17 protein-coding genes are annotated in these 15,216 nt (G+C 44.5%); 11 read left to right on the top strand and 6 right to left on the bottom strand.

Going from position 1 to position 15,216, the window contains the following annotated elements; genetic code table 11:
- Complete coding sequence (locus P8596_RS19860) at nt 1–1,212, bottom strand: MFS transporter (RefSeq protein WP_224522322.1); 1,212 nt, start codon at nt 1,210–1,212, stop codon at nt 1–3.
- Nucleotides 1,213–1,494: 282 nt separating this feature from the next.
- Here P8596_RS19860 and kapD point away from each other — a divergent pair, with 282 nt between their 5' ends.
- On the top strand, nt 1,495–2,115 hold the full coding sequence (kapD, locus tag P8596_RS19855) for a 3'-5' exonuclease KapD (protein WP_034763825.1): 621 nt from the start codon (nt 1,495–1,497) through the stop codon (nt 2,113–2,115).
- A 48-nt stretch (nt 2,116–2,163) separates the two neighbouring features.
- On the opposite strand, the gene kapB is transcribed toward kapD, so the two are convergent.
- Nucleotides 2,164–2,562: a kinase-associated lipoprotein KapB gene (kapB, locus tag P8596_RS19850; protein WP_224522065.1), complete on the bottom strand. Its 399-nt coding sequence runs from the start codon at nt 2,560–2,562 to the stop codon at nt 2,164–2,166.
- 242 nt (nt 2,563–2,804) lie between these two features.
- On the opposite strand from kapB, the gene P8596_RS19845 reads away from it, so the two are divergent.
- From P8596_RS19845 to P8596_RS19835, 3 genes are all read left to right on the top strand, one after another.
- Nucleotides 2,805–3,395, top strand: a complete 591-nt coding sequence (locus P8596_RS19845) for a peptidylprolyl isomerase (protein WP_408005968.1) — start codon at nt 2,805–2,807, stop codon at nt 3,393–3,395.
- Nucleotides 3,396–3,893: 498 nt separating this feature from the next.
- Nucleotides 3,894–4,094, top strand: coding sequence for a hypothetical protein (locus P8596_RS19840; RefSeq protein ID WP_034763833.1), 201 nt, complete (start codon nt 3,894–3,896; stop codon nt 4,092–4,094).
- A gap of 146 nt (nt 4,095–4,240) precedes the next feature.
- Entirely contained in the window at nt 4,241–4,768 is a 528-nt protein-coding gene (locus P8596_RS19835; RefSeq protein ID WP_061810648.1) for a superoxide dismutase family protein, read from the top strand.
- Between the two features lie 58 nt (nt 4,769–4,826).
- Here the strand turns inward: P8596_RS19835 and P8596_RS19830 are convergent, their stop codons facing one another.
- Nucleotides 4,827–5,990: a MalY/PatB family protein gene (locus P8596_RS19830; RefSeq protein WP_254652236.1), complete on the bottom strand. Its 1,164-nt coding sequence runs from the start codon at nt 5,988–5,990 to the stop codon at nt 4,827–4,829.
- A gap of 152 nt (nt 5,991–6,142) precedes the next feature.
- Entirely contained in the window at nt 6,143–7,051 is a 909-nt protein-coding gene (locus P8596_RS19825; protein WP_254652235.1) for an alpha/beta fold hydrolase, read from the bottom strand.
- Nucleotides 7,052–7,229: 178 nt separating this feature from the next.
- On the opposite strand from P8596_RS19825, the gene P8596_RS19820 reads away from it, so the two are divergent.
- Nucleotides 7,230–7,730 (top strand): Lrp/AsnC family transcriptional regulator, encoded by a 501-nt coding sequence (locus P8596_RS19820; RefSeq protein ID WP_034763838.1) that lies wholly within the window; start codon nt 7,230–7,232, stop codon nt 7,728–7,730.
- Entirely contained in the window at nt 7,727–8,896 is a 1,170-nt protein-coding gene (locus tag P8596_RS19815) for an aminotransferase (protein WP_254652234.1), read from the top strand. Before P8596_RS19820 ends, P8596_RS19815 begins: the two co-directional genes overlap by 4 nt.
- A gap of 194 nt (nt 8,897–9,090) precedes the next feature.
- On the opposite strand, the gene P8596_RS19810 is transcribed toward P8596_RS19815, so the two are convergent.
- The gene (locus P8596_RS19810; protein ID WP_034763841.1) at nt 9,091–9,465 is read right to left on the bottom strand and encodes a helix-turn-helix domain-containing protein; all 375 of its coding nucleotides are present in this window, start codon (nt 9,463–9,465) and stop codon (nt 9,091–9,093) included.
- Between the two features lie 140 nt (nt 9,466–9,605).
- The gene (locus P8596_RS19805; protein WP_034763843.1) at nt 9,606–10,934 is read right to left on the bottom strand and encodes a sodium-dependent transporter; all 1,329 of its coding nucleotides are present in this window, start codon (nt 10,932–10,934) and stop codon (nt 9,606–9,608) included.
- Nucleotides 10,935–11,266: 332 nt separating this feature from the next.
- Here P8596_RS19805 and P8596_RS19800 point away from each other — a divergent pair, with 332 nt between their 5' ends.
- From P8596_RS19800 to P8596_RS19780, 5 genes are all read left to right on the top strand, one after another.
- Entirely contained in the window at nt 11,267–11,554 is a 288-nt protein-coding gene (locus P8596_RS19800) for a spore morphogenesis/germination protein YwcE (RefSeq protein ID WP_034763845.1), read from the top strand.
- Nucleotides 11,555–11,895: 341 nt separating this feature from the next.
- Complete coding sequence (gene yugI / locus P8596_RS19795; protein ID WP_034763847.1) at nt 11,896–12,309, top strand: S1 domain-containing post-transcriptional regulator GSP13; 414 nt, start codon at nt 11,896–11,898, stop codon at nt 12,307–12,309.
- 146 nt (nt 12,310–12,455) lie between these two features.
- Nucleotides 12,456–13,013 (top strand): MEDS domain-containing protein, encoded by a 558-nt coding sequence (locus P8596_RS19790; RefSeq protein ID WP_254652233.1) that lies wholly within the window; start codon nt 12,456–12,458, stop codon nt 13,011–13,013.
- 194 nt (nt 13,014–13,207) lie between these two features.
- Entirely contained in the window at nt 13,208–14,728 is a 1,521-nt protein-coding gene (adh, locus tag P8596_RS19785; RefSeq protein ID WP_034763851.1) for an aldehyde dehydrogenase, read from the top strand.
- A gap of 1 nt (nt 14,729) precedes the next feature.
- On the top strand, nt 14,730–15,062 hold the full coding sequence (locus tag P8596_RS19780; protein ID WP_254652232.1) for a DUF779 domain-containing protein: 333 nt from the start codon (nt 14,730–14,732) through the stop codon (nt 15,060–15,062).
- Nucleotides 15,063–15,216 lie beyond the last annotated feature (154 nt).

Genomic DNA, 15,216 nt, shown 5'->3' with positions numbered 1-15,216 from the left:
CTAGTAATCTTTCACATGACTTGGGGTTTGAGAATGATGTATACTCCACCATAATAATCCAAATGCCCCCAAGAATAAAGCACCTGTTACATAAAAAACGGAAGAAATGCCAATATATCCGGATACGACTCCTCCAAAGGCAGGTCCGATTACATTACCAAGGAACCGGAAGCTTTGATTATATCCAAGGACTTCCCCCTGCATACTCAAAGGCGCTTCCTGACGGATGTATGCTGTGACGCATGGAATCATGCCGCCGATTGCAATTCCGAACAGAAACCGGAAAAGGACAAGCTGCCATAGCTCGACAGCCAGGGCCTGTGGAACGATGAAGATAGATGCGAGAACGAGAAGGATGGATAAAACCTTTTCGTACCCGATATCGTCACCAAGCTTTCCCCACCGTCTGGTTGCAATCAAATTCCCGAATCCTGTAGCGGAAAAGGCGATTCCCGCTAAAAATGCCAGATTACTAGAAGAAGTGAGTTCATCAACATACAAAGCGAGAAGCGGCTGTATGCTGAAGTTCGCCACTTGAATCAGGCAGGATAGGATAAGGACCGTCACGAGTAATTTATGACTGAAGATATGCTGCAGGACTTCTTTACTCGAGTATTTGTTTCGTTGATCCCGTTGTTCCCTGCTTCTTTGTTCATCGATGCCGAAAAGGACGACGGTCGCAGCAGTGGCAATGGCGATGGAAGTGAAGATGAATGTGTAGGAAAAACCCACATTGTCTGCTAACAGTCCTCCAATCACCGGCCCGAATAAACCGCCTGATACGGTTCCCATCTGAAGGGTGCCAAGTGTCCTTCCCGCTTCTTCCTTAGGTGTCTGGGAGGAAATGAGGGCCATCGATGTAGGGATGAACCCTGTCACCGCACCCATGATCCCCCGCAGGATGAACAGTCCCCCGACGGAATGCATGAATCCCATTAAGAAGATGGACGTTGCAATCCCGTATCCTGTGATGAGGAGGATCGGTTTATACCCAAAACGATCCCCGATCCGACCCCATAAGGGAGATATGAAGAACGCCGTTAGAAATGTAACTCCAAAGACAAAACCTGACCAGCGCTGTACATATTCGTGACTGTAAGTGCCAAAGGTTTCAATGTAAAGAGATAAAAAAGGCAGCACCATGGTTGCGCTGGCCGCCACCAGAAAATTGGCCATGAGCATGATGGTTAAATTCTTTCTTTTTTGTGAAATGATTAACACCTTCTATTTGATTTTTTATTTCGTATACCTAAATATTCATTTTATTAAAGATTTGGATCATAGTCCACTGAATAACATTTATTCACATGGAAAACTGGGAATTAGTCATAATTTCCGGGCTTAGCATGATATAATGTAAGAATAAGAAGTATGGAGAAATGAAGAGCTTGTTGTACAGTTCTCCGTTCGGAGCAAAAAAATAGGATTATCCTGAGAACATTCTTTATTATAGATAAATTGGGGTCTTATCTACATTTTGAGGAGGGAGTTTAAGTGGCGAAAGCGGAACAGCTTGTGTTTATAGATTTTGAGTTTTCTATGCCGGAACGACATAGGGTCCCCAAAGGTTTCTTCCCTGAAATCATCGAAGCCGGGGTAGTGGTGGTGGAGTATGGAAAGGTGTCAGGTACGTTTTCCTCTTATGTGAAACCGACTGCATTTCCCAAACTGACCAACCGCTGCAAACGATTTTTATCCATCAGCCAGAGTGAAGTGGATGCAGGGATATCGTTCCAATGTCTGATTGATTATTTCAACGGTTTAAATGATAAGGGAGTCGCGAAAGTAGTGACGTGGGGAAACATGGATATGAAGGTACTGCGCGATAATTGCGCCCAGACAGGCGTTCCATTTCCTTTCCAAGCTCAATTCGTCGATCTGTCCATGGAATATAAACGCTTCTTCGGTGATCAGAACCAGACGGGACTATGGAAGGCCGTCCAGGAATATGGAAGGGAAGGTGTCGGAAAACACCATAAGGCGTTGGATGATGCCCTCACCACCCAGCACATCTATAACCTTGTCGAAAAAGACAAAAAATACCTCGATAAAGCCGAACCCACCACCATCGGAGACCGCATCGACCTCTCCAAATTCTACAACCAGCTTGCATGACAAGACGAGGGACGGACCTTCAAATGAAGGTCCGTCCCTCGTCGTTCATTAAAATGTGAGGTTATACATCAGTTCGTATTCCTTTTGAATCGATTGCAATGTTTCAAGACTCTTTTGTGCGTGGGGGGAAGCGTCTGCTTCAAGCTCCTGCTTTAATGTTAAGTATGAGGAGATAAGTGTTTCGTTGTAATCGGGGATGTCCCCGTCATATGGCTTGACCATTTTCTCCGGCATGTTGGCACGCTCGCCGTGGGCAAGGGCTTTCCGTTCATGAAACAAGGGAACATCCACAGCCTGTGGATTGTGCAGGTCGCCTTGCCTCGGATGCTTTAAGACAGCCTGGATCTTCACGACAAAGGCACCTGGTCGTTCTCCTGTGACCTCCCCTACATATTTTCCCGTTTTATAAAAAGCTGTGACATAATCACCAATTTGTATGTTTTTCATAAAAAACCTCCTCTAATACATCAATCTCTATTATAATGTAAGCAGAATGAAACTGAGAAATAACTACTATAAAGGTAACATGTGGAGGTACATATATGAAGCGTTTAATGATCGTTACCCTCTGTTTACTAGGTTTAGTTCTTGCCTCATGTGGACAAACAGAAAAGGGAGATACCACTGAAGAAAAGCCAAAAGCATCCGAGAAGCAGAAAACAGCAGAAGAAACCAAAGGAGATGAAGATATGACCTATCCTCAGCTGACAACAGAAGTTGCTGAAAACGAAAAATTAGTTGAAATGAAAACATCCATGGGAACCATCAAGATCAAGTTATTCCCGGAACAGGCGCCTAAAACCGTGGAGAACTTTATCAAACACAGTAAAGACGGTTATTACGATGGTTTGAAATTCCACCGGGTCATTAAAGACTTCATGATTCAGGGCGGAGACCCGAATGGAAACGGAACGGGTGGGGAAAGCATTTACGGAGAATCATTCGAAGATGAATTTTCCCCGGAATTATTCAATCTGCGCGGTGCCCTCTCGATGGCGAATAGAGGCCCTGACACGAATGGAAGTCAATTCTTCATAGTTCAGAAAAGTGACTTCGACCCACAAATGGAAGACCAGATGAAATCTGCCGGTTTCCCTGAGCAAATCATCAATGCTTATAAGGAGAATGGCGGAACACCTTGGCTTGACCAAAAGCATACCGTGTTTGGACAAGTAGTCGAAGGGATGGACATCGTGGATAAGATTGCAAACGTAGAAGCGGATGAAAACGGCCTTCCGAAAGAAGATATCATAATTGAAAACATCAAGGTTCTAAAATAAAAGCTTAAAAACGAGGTTGGGACAATAGTGTTTTAGCCAAAGAAAACGCCGAACGATTATTCGAAATTCTGTGAAGGAAAACGAATTCGTTTGGGTTTTTTTGTTTTTTTAAAGCATATTATAGGTATTTCATTGATTCTAGCTGTTGATTGGAGTGCAAGACGAAGACTCCTACGGGAAAAGCGGAGAGATGAGACCCCGCAGGAGCGCCAGCGACGAGGAGGCTCAGCCGAACGCCCGAGGAAAGCGAAGTCTTGCACGGAAATCAACAGCGGTGCTAAAAGTGATTCTTAACAACATTTAGGTATTGTTCGTTTTTAGAGAGAATGTAGATAGTTATGTCCCAGCCCATTTTTTGGAGAGAAAAAAAGAGTATTTCCTCGGAAATTGTCGCGTGGACGTTCAATAAATCGTTAAAAAGGTGACAATTTGAAGTTGGTTTGTCCTTGAGAGAGTTGTTATAATGGACAAAGAGTTTGTTTTCGAAAGGAGCGTACCATGCTTTCTTCATTTATTTTAAATTTATTTCTCTATTTCCCTGAAGATAAGACAGAATATATCCCAGCCGGCATTACGATGGCCATTTTTATGATCGCTGCCCTGCTCACTTTCCGGATCATCCAGAAAGCTTCAAAACGCGAAGAATTGAAAACAAAGAAAATGGAAGAAGAAGCAAGGATTCAGAAGAGAACAGAATAAAGCAACCGGAACACGCCTCCAGAGCGTGTTTTTTTTTCGTTCTGATGGATATCCTTCATACAGCAGCACTTCGAGGAAGTAGGAATAATTTTCACCACGGGAGTCAACAATGGTGAAAGAGTATGCAGAGATGGAGGAAGAGCGATATGAAAAAATTATCCCTATTATATATGGTCATGATCACACTCCTTGTAAGCGGATGTGCCATTGAAAACCCGAAAAAACTGGAAGTGGAAATGAAAAATGAGAACGGTGATTCACTGGGGAATGCCACCCTTCAGGAGCAATCTGACGGAGTGGAAATCGCATTGGATCTTGAAGGACTTCCACCGGGGGAGCACGGAATCCATATACATGAAAAAGGAGTATGCAAGCGGCCGGATTTCGTTTCATCAGGTAATCACTTCAATCCTGACGACACGAAGCACGGACTGCTTCATCCTGAAGGGGCCCACGGCGGAGATCTGCCCAACCTCATCGTGGGGGAAGACGGAACGGTGAAGGTGAAGCTCATGGCTCCGATGGTTACGTTATCTAAGGGGAAGACCTCTCTTTTTACAAAAGAAGGGACCTCGCTCATCATTGATGAAAACAAAGACGACGGAATGACACAACCTTCGGGAGATTCCGGTAAGCGCATTGCCTGTGGCGAGATCAAAAGCGATAAGAAATAGCCGTTTAAAAAATGTACCAGGTAGAATCGGAATGATCCGTACCTGGTACATTTTTAATTCAGCTTAATGCGGTCCTTAGTCTTTCCAGCCCGTCCATCAGCGTCTCCCGTGGACATGCTATGTTCATGCGGACAAAGCCTTCCCCGCCAGGACCATATTTCGTACCCGGTTCCAATGCAAGTTTTCCTCTATCCAATAGTCTGTTCTTCAGTTCGTCATCGGATAGATCCAGCTTCGTGCAATCGATCCAGAGGAGATACGTCCCTTCTGCTTCCACTACTTGCAGTTCGGGCAGATGTTCTTCAATGAATTCCTTCGTAACGTTTACATTTTCCTGCAGGTAATCCAGGATTTCATCTAACCATTGTTCGCCGTGGCGATAGGCAGTTTCCATTCCGACGATACCGAGTGTATTAAGAGTAAAGAAGCCTTGTTTTTTATGAATGCCTGCGATCTTTTCCCTGATGTCAGCATTGGGAGTGATCATGGCTGAAGCCTGTAACCCGGCAAGATTAAAGGTTTTACTCGGTGCAATGCATGTAATCGTCATATCCCGGAATGTCTCATCGAGAGAGGCGAGGGGGATATGCGTATGATGTTTATAAACCAAATCTGAATGGATTTCATCCGACACAATCAAGACGTTGTACTTGTGACATAATTCAGCCATTTTGACTAGCTCTTCTTTCTTCCACACCCGTCCGCTCGGATTATGAGGGTTGCACAGAAGGAATAGCTTCACACCTGTTTTGAGGGATTCTTCAAAAGCTTGAAAATCGATGGAATATCTTCCTTCGTGATATTGCAGTCGGGCATTGACGATTTCCCTGTCATTATCCTCTACCAGGCTGAAAAAAGGAGTATAGACTGGAGATTGGACAAGCACCTTGTCTCCGGGAACAGTGAGTGCCTGGATGATCGTTGATATAGCGGGAACGACTCCGGGGCTGTATTGCAGCCAGGTTGTTTCGATATCCCAGCCGTGACGTTTTTGAACCCATTCTTTAATGCTGGCCGCGGTTTCATCCCCTACAAACGTGTAGCCAAAGATCCCATGCTTCAGTCTGTTCCCGAGGGCTTCCAATACGGCCTCAGGCGGAAGGAAATCCATATCCGCTACCCACATAGGCAGGACATCGTCTCTCCCGAACACGGTTTTTGTGAGATCCCACTTAACGGAGGAGGATCCTTTCCGGTTGATGATTTCTTCAAATCTACTCATTGATTATTCCCCTTTCGACTATGTATTTGTAAGTATTATCATATGATGGAAACGAAAAAGATGAAAATGATATGTTTATCGTTTATCTTTCAGAACAGGAAGAGAAGGGTGATGGAGTCCCTTCTCAAAGGGAAAGAAAAAGGGACTTCTCCCTACGTTTCAGTTAGAAGCGTCTGGGAAAGTCCTTTTTGAAATAGAGGCTCAGTCCTGGCCTCATCCGGTACTTCTTCTGGGGAGGCGGAAACAAATGAATGGATATTCTCCAATACTTCCCTTGGTTTTTCTTCCGGTACAAGATGCCCCGTCTCTTTCAGGACTACGAGTTTGCTGTTCGGGATATCCTGATTCAGCCTCTCTCCCGTTGATAAAGGCACCACCCTGTCATGTTCTCCCCAAACGAGGAGGCAGGGTGTTTGAATCGTTCGCAGGTCATTCACCGATAGATCTCCTTCGCGGTCCCGAATCATCCTTGTCAGCGCTTTGAAAATGTCATCCTCCAGGAAAGGTCTCAAATAGCCAAACATCATTTCATCATCAATCATGGTAGAGTCATGCACGACGTTTTCAAGGTTATTGCGGACCCCTGAGCGAGTAAGCCACAGTTTCACATAAAGATGGAAAAAAGGGATGCGGCTCAGCATCGTGACGGGCCAATTCATCCGCTTAAGATATCCTGAACTGCAGAGCAGGATGCCTCTTTTCACTAAGTCAGGGGCCTTTTTCATGACATTCAAGGCGATCTGCCCACCCATGGAATGACCCGTCAAATGGATGCTGCTTACCCTCAGATGGTCCAACAAAGCGATGACCGTATTGGCAAGATTGTCGTATGAATAGATGAAGCTGTTGTGCTTCCCACTGTTTCCAAAGGGAGGGAGGTCGATGGAAATGACATTATAATGTTCCTTTAAAAGAGGTGTAAGCCGTCTGAAGCTGAAGGTGGATGACAGGAATCCGTGAAGAAGGACGAAGGTCTCTCTGGCAGTGGGATGTTCATGATATTCAAAGTAAACATTGGTACCGTTCACCTCCACCACTCTGGAGAAATCGTTTTCCTGCATTTTCCTCACTCCTTTCTGGTTTGATTATAGTTATTTTACCCCCGATTCCGCATTTCACACCTTGATTCGAACCTTCTGACATATCCCATCCCTTTAAGGGAGAAAATAGGTTGACGTTTTTCATATTCGAGACTTCTGATATAATGAAACCATTTAGTGGCGATGAGGAGGAAGCGGAATGCAACTGAGAGAAATGGAGCTTGATTTAGTAAGGATTTTACAGAAGGATGCAAGGATTTCCACAGAAGATTTAGGAAAGATGCTTCAAGTGCCGGCAAAGGAAATTGAGGAAGCGGTTGAAAAGCTTGAAAAAGCGAATATTCTTGTCAGATACAGCTCGATTGTGGACTGGTCGAAAGTGGAGGGTCATGAAGGGGTGACGGCCATGATTGATGTGAAAGTCGCTCCGAAAAGAGGAGTGGGCTTTGATGAAGTGGCTCACCGGATTTACCGATATAAAGAAGTGAAAAGTGTTTATCTGATGTCAGGGGCGTATGATTTGTCCGTGACGGTGGAAGGTCGGTCCATGCATGAAGTGGCGACATTCGTGTCTGAAAAGCTCTCCACCCTGGATTCTGTCTTATCAACGACCACACATTTTCAATTGAAGAAATATAAGCATGATGGAACGATCTTCGGTGATCATGGAGAAGATAGAAGAATCGTGGTGTCCCCATGACAACCAAGACATCGTACATAGCTCAATCCGTTAAGAATTTAAAGCCTTCGGGAATCAGGAAATTCTTCGATCTGGCTGCCAATATGGAAGGGGTCATTTCCTTAGGCGTTGGGGAACCGGATTTCATCACCTCCTGGACGGTGAGGGAAGCGGCGATTCTATCCTTGGAACAGGGATATACCTCTTATACTGCAAATGCAGGACTTCTCGAGTTGAGGGAAAAGATTGCCCGGTATATGAAAGAGGGATACTCGGTTGACTATGATCCGAAAACGGAAATCATCGTGACGGTCGGGGCCTCACAGGCACTTGATATCAGCATGAGGGCCATCATCGATCAGGGGGATGAAGTGATCATCGTGGAACCGGGCTTCGTGTCGTACGTTCCCCTCGTTCAGTTGGCTGGCGGAGTGCCGGTTACCGTCGAAACCAAACCGGAAAATGGCTTCAAGATCACAGCTGAAGAACTCGAAGCAGCCATCACGCCAAAGACCAAAGCTGTGTTGCTTTGTTCCCCGAACAATCCGACAGGGACGGTCCTTGAACGAGGGAATTTAGAGAGTCTCGCTAAAGTGATCCGGAAACATGATCTCGTCGTCTTCTCAGATGAAATTTATGCGGAGCTTGCCTATGACCATCACCATGTATCAATTGCTTCGCTGGAAGACATGAGAAAAAGGACCATCGTCATCAACGGGTTCTCGAAAGGGTTCGCCATGACGGGCTGGAGGCTCGGCTATATATGCGCCCCTGAAGAGATTGCGTCATCTTTATTGAAGATCCATCAGTACGCCATGATGTGTGCGTCGACGCCTGCACAATATGCAGCAGTCGAGGCACTGGATAAGGGGATGGACGATGTGATGGAAATGAAGAGAAGCTACCGTCACCGCCGTCACTATTTCGTCGACTCCCTGAACGAATTGGGATTAACATGCCATACCCCGGGAGGAGCGTTCTATGCCTTTCCTTCCATTCAAAAGACGGGAATGTCTTCCGGGGAATTTGCAGAAAAACTCCTGATGGAAGAAAAAGTGGCGGTTGTGCCCGGTGATGTATTCGGTAAAGGTGGAGAAGGGTTTATCCGTTGTTCTTATGCATCCAGTATGGAGCAGCTGCAGGAGGCTGTGAAACGGATGAAGCGATTTGTGGAGAATCACAGTTAATGAGTTAGGGTTTACATGAAAGGATGCCTGGCACCGGATTACCGGTCGACGCCAGGCATCCTTAAAAATGAGCAAAAAAATAGGACGATACCATGATCGTCCAACAAATGAAAACAAAAGGGGGAATACTTAGAAAGCTTATTTTCAGTATGACCCCTTTTTTGTTCCTCTATACATCTTTATTAAAAAAGTTTTTACGAATCTTGTGTTTCATACTTTAATTCATATAGCATTTGCATCACCCTCAGAAAATCCTCTTCTGAGAATTCCTTGGCCTTGCGAAGGATGAGCTTCGTCCGCTTGGGGCCAAGTTCTTTGATCAGCTGCTCCATCTCAGCGTCGACCCCTGCAGGAGTATGATGACCTTTCACTTCCCGTTCCATGAGTTCGGAAGCAGGAATATCAAGAACAGTAGAAAGTTTAAGGATGGTTTGGGTGTCGGGAATCTGCAAATCAGATTCATATTTCTCAATCGTTTTCGTTCCCAATCGGGCCCGTAAAGCCAATTCCTGTTGAGACAACTTACGCTCTTCCCTTATTCGTTTCAGATTTTCACCAAAATGAGACATAGCAAAATCCCTCCTCATAAATGCCTTCCGTATATCTTTAGTTTATCACCAATTGGAAAAGATTAGCCCGGTAACCCGTGAACAAAATGTTACATAAATAAGAGGTCCGTGCCTCAAGGTGAGGGACGGACCTCTTAGATTTACGATATGAAAACGAGTATGATCGCTACTGGTACGATGTAGCGCAGGAGGAAGATCCAGCTGTTGAATAACCCCCTGGATATGGATGAACCGGATTGAAGTTCAGTCCAGACGTCCTCACGTTTCATTCGATAGGACACGAAGATGGAAATGAGTAAAGCACCTACAGGCAGTCCGAAGTTACTCGTTATATAATCGGCAAAGTCGAAAAAGTTCTTTCCTCCGATAAGAAATTCATCGAATACACCAAATGATAGGGCACTTGGAATTCCCGCAATGAATACGAGGATCCCGATCAGCCAGGTGAACGGCATTCGTTTCTTCTGATTCCCCTTGGACAAGGCAGCGACCCCGATTTCCAAGATGGAGAAAGCCGATGTCAGGGTGGCAAACAGTAACAGGATAAGGAACACGGTCAAGAATATCCCACCGAATGCAATCTCATTGAACACGGCAGGAAGGACCACAAAGGCAATCCCGGGTCCTTCATCAGGTTTGAAGCCCAGTGCATACACAGCCGGGAAAATCACCAGACCTGCAAGCAGGGAAATAAAGATATTCAGACTTGAAACGCTGATGGCGGACCTTGGCATGCTGTCTTCTTTAGATAGATACGATGCATACGTCACCATGACGGATAGACCGACCGTTAAAGCGAAGAATGCCTGTCCCAGTGCGAGGAGGACCGTCTCTCCATTCAAATAGCTCCAATCAGGTAGTAACAGGAAGCGGACACCTTCCATCGCGCCTTCCAGTGTCAGGGATCTGATCACCAGAATGATGAATAAAATGAATAGCGCAGGCATCATATAGCGACTGGCACGTTCGATCCCTTTTTGAATCCCGCCCTGTACGACAAGGATCGTGATGACGATGAAGGCGAACTGAGCGATCAGCACTTCTTTTGGATTCGCTATGATGCTTTCAAACAAAGCCCCATATTGTTCCTGCGATTTTCCTGTCAAAGAGCCTGTCACACTTCTTGCCAAATAAGAAAGAATCCATCCCCCCACCACACTGTAAAAGGATAAGATGATGAACGACACCACCGTTCCTAAATAACCGATCCAGTGCCAACGGGAATGAGGGGCCAATATTTTATAAGAAGTAACAGCATCCGCCCCTGCACGCCTGCCGATGACAAATTCAGCGAGAAGAATGGGGGTCCCAATTAAAACGGTAAAAAGGATAAAGAGCAAGAAGAAAACACCCCCGCCATTCGCACCGGCCATATAAGGGAATTTCCAAATTGCGCCTAAGCCGATGGCGGACCCTGCCGCTGCCAGGATAAAGCCTATTTTAGAAGTCCATTGATCTTTCTTGGCCATATGTAAGATCCTCCTTTCAAAAAATAAGATTTTTCAATCGTACTATGTTTTAGTACCTCTGTACACCGGATTTTTAAATTTTCAATAAATGGGGTAAAGGACAGGTAATGGTATTCAATGAAGAAAGGATGGCACCATATTTCCATTTATTATGGATGAAAACGCTTAAAAACATTACTTTTCAACTAATTTTTAGAAAAGAAGTCAAAAACAAGGCAAACAGACTGGAAATTTTCTGAATATGTAGTATACTAATTGTAACAAAACGTTCACAAATTATTCTTTTTTTCGCCACAATTGAAAGCGTTTACTACAGAAATGGAGGAATTGAAATGGATGTCTTTCTAGTATACCTATTCGTCGCAACGGCAACTCCACTTTTTCTTTGGGTCGAACATCGTAAATGGGCGGTTCTTCACATCCCATTTGTTATAGCTCTATGGTCAGTGTTTATCTATTATGTAGCGGTACCCGAACTCGGAGGCTGGGGACATGTGACCCTATGGAGTCTGTTCGTAGCAAATCTTGCATTCGCACATATCGCAGCCTTCATGTTATATGCCGTTCCATTTATCCAAAAACAAAGAAAGAAAAAATCTTCAGCTATTAAGAACTTTTAGTCTGACCCATATTTGATTGGGTCGGGCTTTTTTTTTGCTAGGGCGGATGATTTCTTTGAAGGAGGAGAGAGGCGGCATACTATAGAGGAAAGGGGTGGATACGTGAAATGTCCATCAATCAGTCTTCGGAACGGATTGAGTCCCGGTGAAGCCCTGTTTCATTCTGTTTTAATAACATGAATAATTGGGAAGCATAACTAGTGAGAATGCAATTCTAGACGGATGGTAGGATGTAAAGGAAGGAGCGCAGAGAAAATCCCTTTGCCGAATTCCCGATTCTATGATATAATCTACAATTGCGTGTAAAGACGAAAAATAATATATATACTAGGAGTGTTACCATGACTACAAAATTCGAAACAGGAACTGTTGTAACAGGTAAAGTTACAGGCATTCAACCATACGGTGCGTTCGTTGCACTTGACGAAGAAACTCAAGGATTAGTCCATATCTCTGAAATCACTCACGGATTTGTTAAAGACGTTAGTGAGCACCTTTCAGTAGGCGACGAAGTAAAGGTGAAAGTATTATCAGTGGACGAAGCAGCTGGTAAAATCAGCCTTTCTATCCGTGCTACAGAAGAAGCTCCTGCTCAACAAGCAAAGCCGGCAGCAGCGAAAAAACCTCGCCGTCAAGGTCAAGGAAGTGTGAAGCAAGCAAACGAAGAAACAACACCAGCTGGCTTTAACACTCTTAAAGACAAGCTTGAAGAGTGGATCGAGCAATCAGAACGTGAAGATCTAATCAAGAAATAATAACCTATTCAAAACTGTCCATCCAATGGGCAGTTTTTTTATTACAAACTATATACAGTTTAATGAATTCCTTTTATAATAGAGGATTTTACCAATATACTATTGAATAAGTTCTAAGAGAAAGAAAAATGGGGAGGTGGCACGAATTGAGAGAGAAGATAAGTGAACTATTAGAGGCGAATGAATGTTCTCATGTGCTTTATGCCTATCAGGATAGGGAGAAGTATCTGAAAAATACGTTTACCTACATTCTGGAAGGAATTGAATCGGGAGAACACGTCTTATTAATCGAGAACGAGAGAAACATGAACGTATTTAGTAAAGAGCTAAAAAATCGATTAACGAGTGATCAATTGAAAAAGGTCCACGCTGTCAGTAACTTTGACTTTTATCAATCCAGTGGAAGTTATCATCCCCCAGCTATATATGAGCAACTGATGAAGACAATCACACCCTTTATTGAAAAAGGGATTAACGTTAGATCATGGACAAATGTGGAATGGGGGGCATTGGAAGACCCATGCTCTATCGTTGATTGGTTCGAGAACGAAACTGACCGTGTGGTCCATGAGCTCAAACTGACTGTTGTCTGTGCTTACGACTCGGAGAAAATGCCAGAGCAACTGGCAGAATCATTAAAGAAAAATCACGGTCATCTGATGACCGACCATGATATTTTATCCTCGGTAGTCTACAGTAATTGAAAGAAAGATGATCCTTCTATAGGGTCATCTTTTTTTATGAAAAGGTTTTGTCCATTCATGGAGCATTTTGTCATTAATTAACTAAAAATAAAGAATATTTATACAATATACTTGTCCGTACCTCCTAAATGGCATATAATGAAAAATGAAAGCGCTTAACTAAATAAAAATACATAAAATCAGGAGGAACTTAGATGCTTTATAATAATCCGAATACAGAGGGTTCGTTGGTCCAATTTAAAGACAAGTATGAGAACTTTATCGGTGGTGAATATGTTCCGCCTGCAAGCGGGGAGTATTTTGAAAATGTATCTCCTGTAACGGGCCAAGTATTCACCAAAATCGCCCGTTCAAACAAAGAAGATGTAGAAAAGGCATTGGACGCGGCACATGCAGCGAAAGACGCATGGGGTAAAACGTCTGTAGCAGAAAGAGCCAATATCCTGAACAAAATCGCCGATCGCATGGAAGAGAATCTCGAAATGCTTGCGGTAGCCGAAACGTGGGATAACGGGAAGCCGGTCCGTGAAACGATGGCTGCGGACTTACCCCTCGCAGTCGATCATTTCCGCTACTTTGCCGGATGCATCCGTGGTCAGGAAGGTTCACTTGGGGAAATTGATAACGATACGGTTTCTTATCACTTCCATGAGCCGATCGGGGTTGTGGCCCAGATCATCCCTTGGAATTTCCCGATCCTCATGGCCGTATGGAAGATCGCACCTGCCCTTGCTGCAGGAAACTGTGTTGTATTGAAGCCGGCAGAACAAACACCTGCATCCATCATGGTACTGGTTGAACTGATTGAAGACCTGCTGCCAAAAGGTGTACTGAATGTGGTACAAGGGTTTGGAGTGGAAGCCGGGAAGCCCCTCGCACAGAGCAAGCGCGTAGGGAAAGTAGCCTTCACGGGTGAAACGACAACGGGCCGCCTGATCATGCAATATGCGTCACAGAATATTATTCCTGTCACATTGGAGCTTGGTGGGAAATCACCTAATATCTTCTTTGAAGATGTCATGGATCAGGATGATGACTTCCTTGATAAAGCAGTCGAAGGATTCGTCATGTTTGCCCTAAACCAAGGGGAAGTGTGCACCTGTCCTTCAAGAGCCCTGATCCAGGAATCCATCTACGATAAGTTCATGGAGCGCGCGATCGAGCGTGTGAAACAAATCAAGCAGGGGAATCCGCTGGATACGGACACGATGCTTGGTGCCCAGGCTTCTCAGGAGCAATTGGATAAAATCCTTTCTTATATTGAAATTGGTAAAGAAGAAGGGGCAGAAGTATTGATCGGTGGAGAGCAGAATAAACTCGAAGGCGATCATGAAGCAGGATTCTACGTGAAGCCGACCGTATTCAAAGGCGATAATAAAATGCGTATTTTCCAGGAAGAAATCTTTGGACCGGTTGTTTCCGTCACGACGTTCAAGACGAAAGAAGAAGCCCTTGAAATCGCCAATGACACTCTTTATGGACTTGGTGCGGGTGTATGGACGCGTGACATGAACACGGCTTACCGTTTCGGCAGAGAGGTTCAGGCAGGACGAGTATGGACCAACTGCTACCATCAATATCCGGCACATGCAGCATTCGGAGGCTACAAAATGTCCGGTATTGGTCGTGAAAACCATAAAATGATGCTGTCACACTATCAACAAACCAAGAATTTACTAGTCAGCTATAGTCCCAAAGCGTTAGGATTCTTCTAAAATGGAGCAGCGACTAGAGGCGACAGAACAAGCACTCCAGCTGATTGAAACGTTAAAGGCAAAGCACGGAGCCCTCTTGTTTCATCAGTCCGGTGGATGTTGTGATGGCAGTTCCCCTATGTGTTTGAGTCAAGATGATCTGATCATCGGTGACAGTGATGTATTGGTAGGTACTGTAGCCGACTGTCCTTTTTATATGAACGAACAGCAATATGAATATTGGAAGCATTTCCGGATCATATTGGATGTGAAAGAAGGCAGAGGGGGAGTATTCTCCCTGGAATCTACGGAAGGTGTACGATTCATTACGGATTCTAAATTGATAAAAGTATGAGATGGACACTTTAAGAGGCAGCCTGTTTTAAAGGTTGTCTCTTTTTTTATGAAAATATATCAATCCTTCTAAAAATAAACGATAACCTTCGCCGCCGTCGAACAACGCCAACCGCCACCTCTCACCCAACAAAAAAACCACTGCCCCAAAAGAG

It is taken from the genome of Rossellomorea sp. DA94 (assembly GCF_029834455.1).
Taxonomy (GTDB): Bacteria; Bacillota; Bacilli; order Bacillales; family Bacillaceae_B; genus Rossellomorea; species Rossellomorea vietnamensis.
The sequence above is the reverse complement of the archived record's forward strand: the minus strand, read 5'-3'. Positions and strand labels throughout refer to the sequence as shown.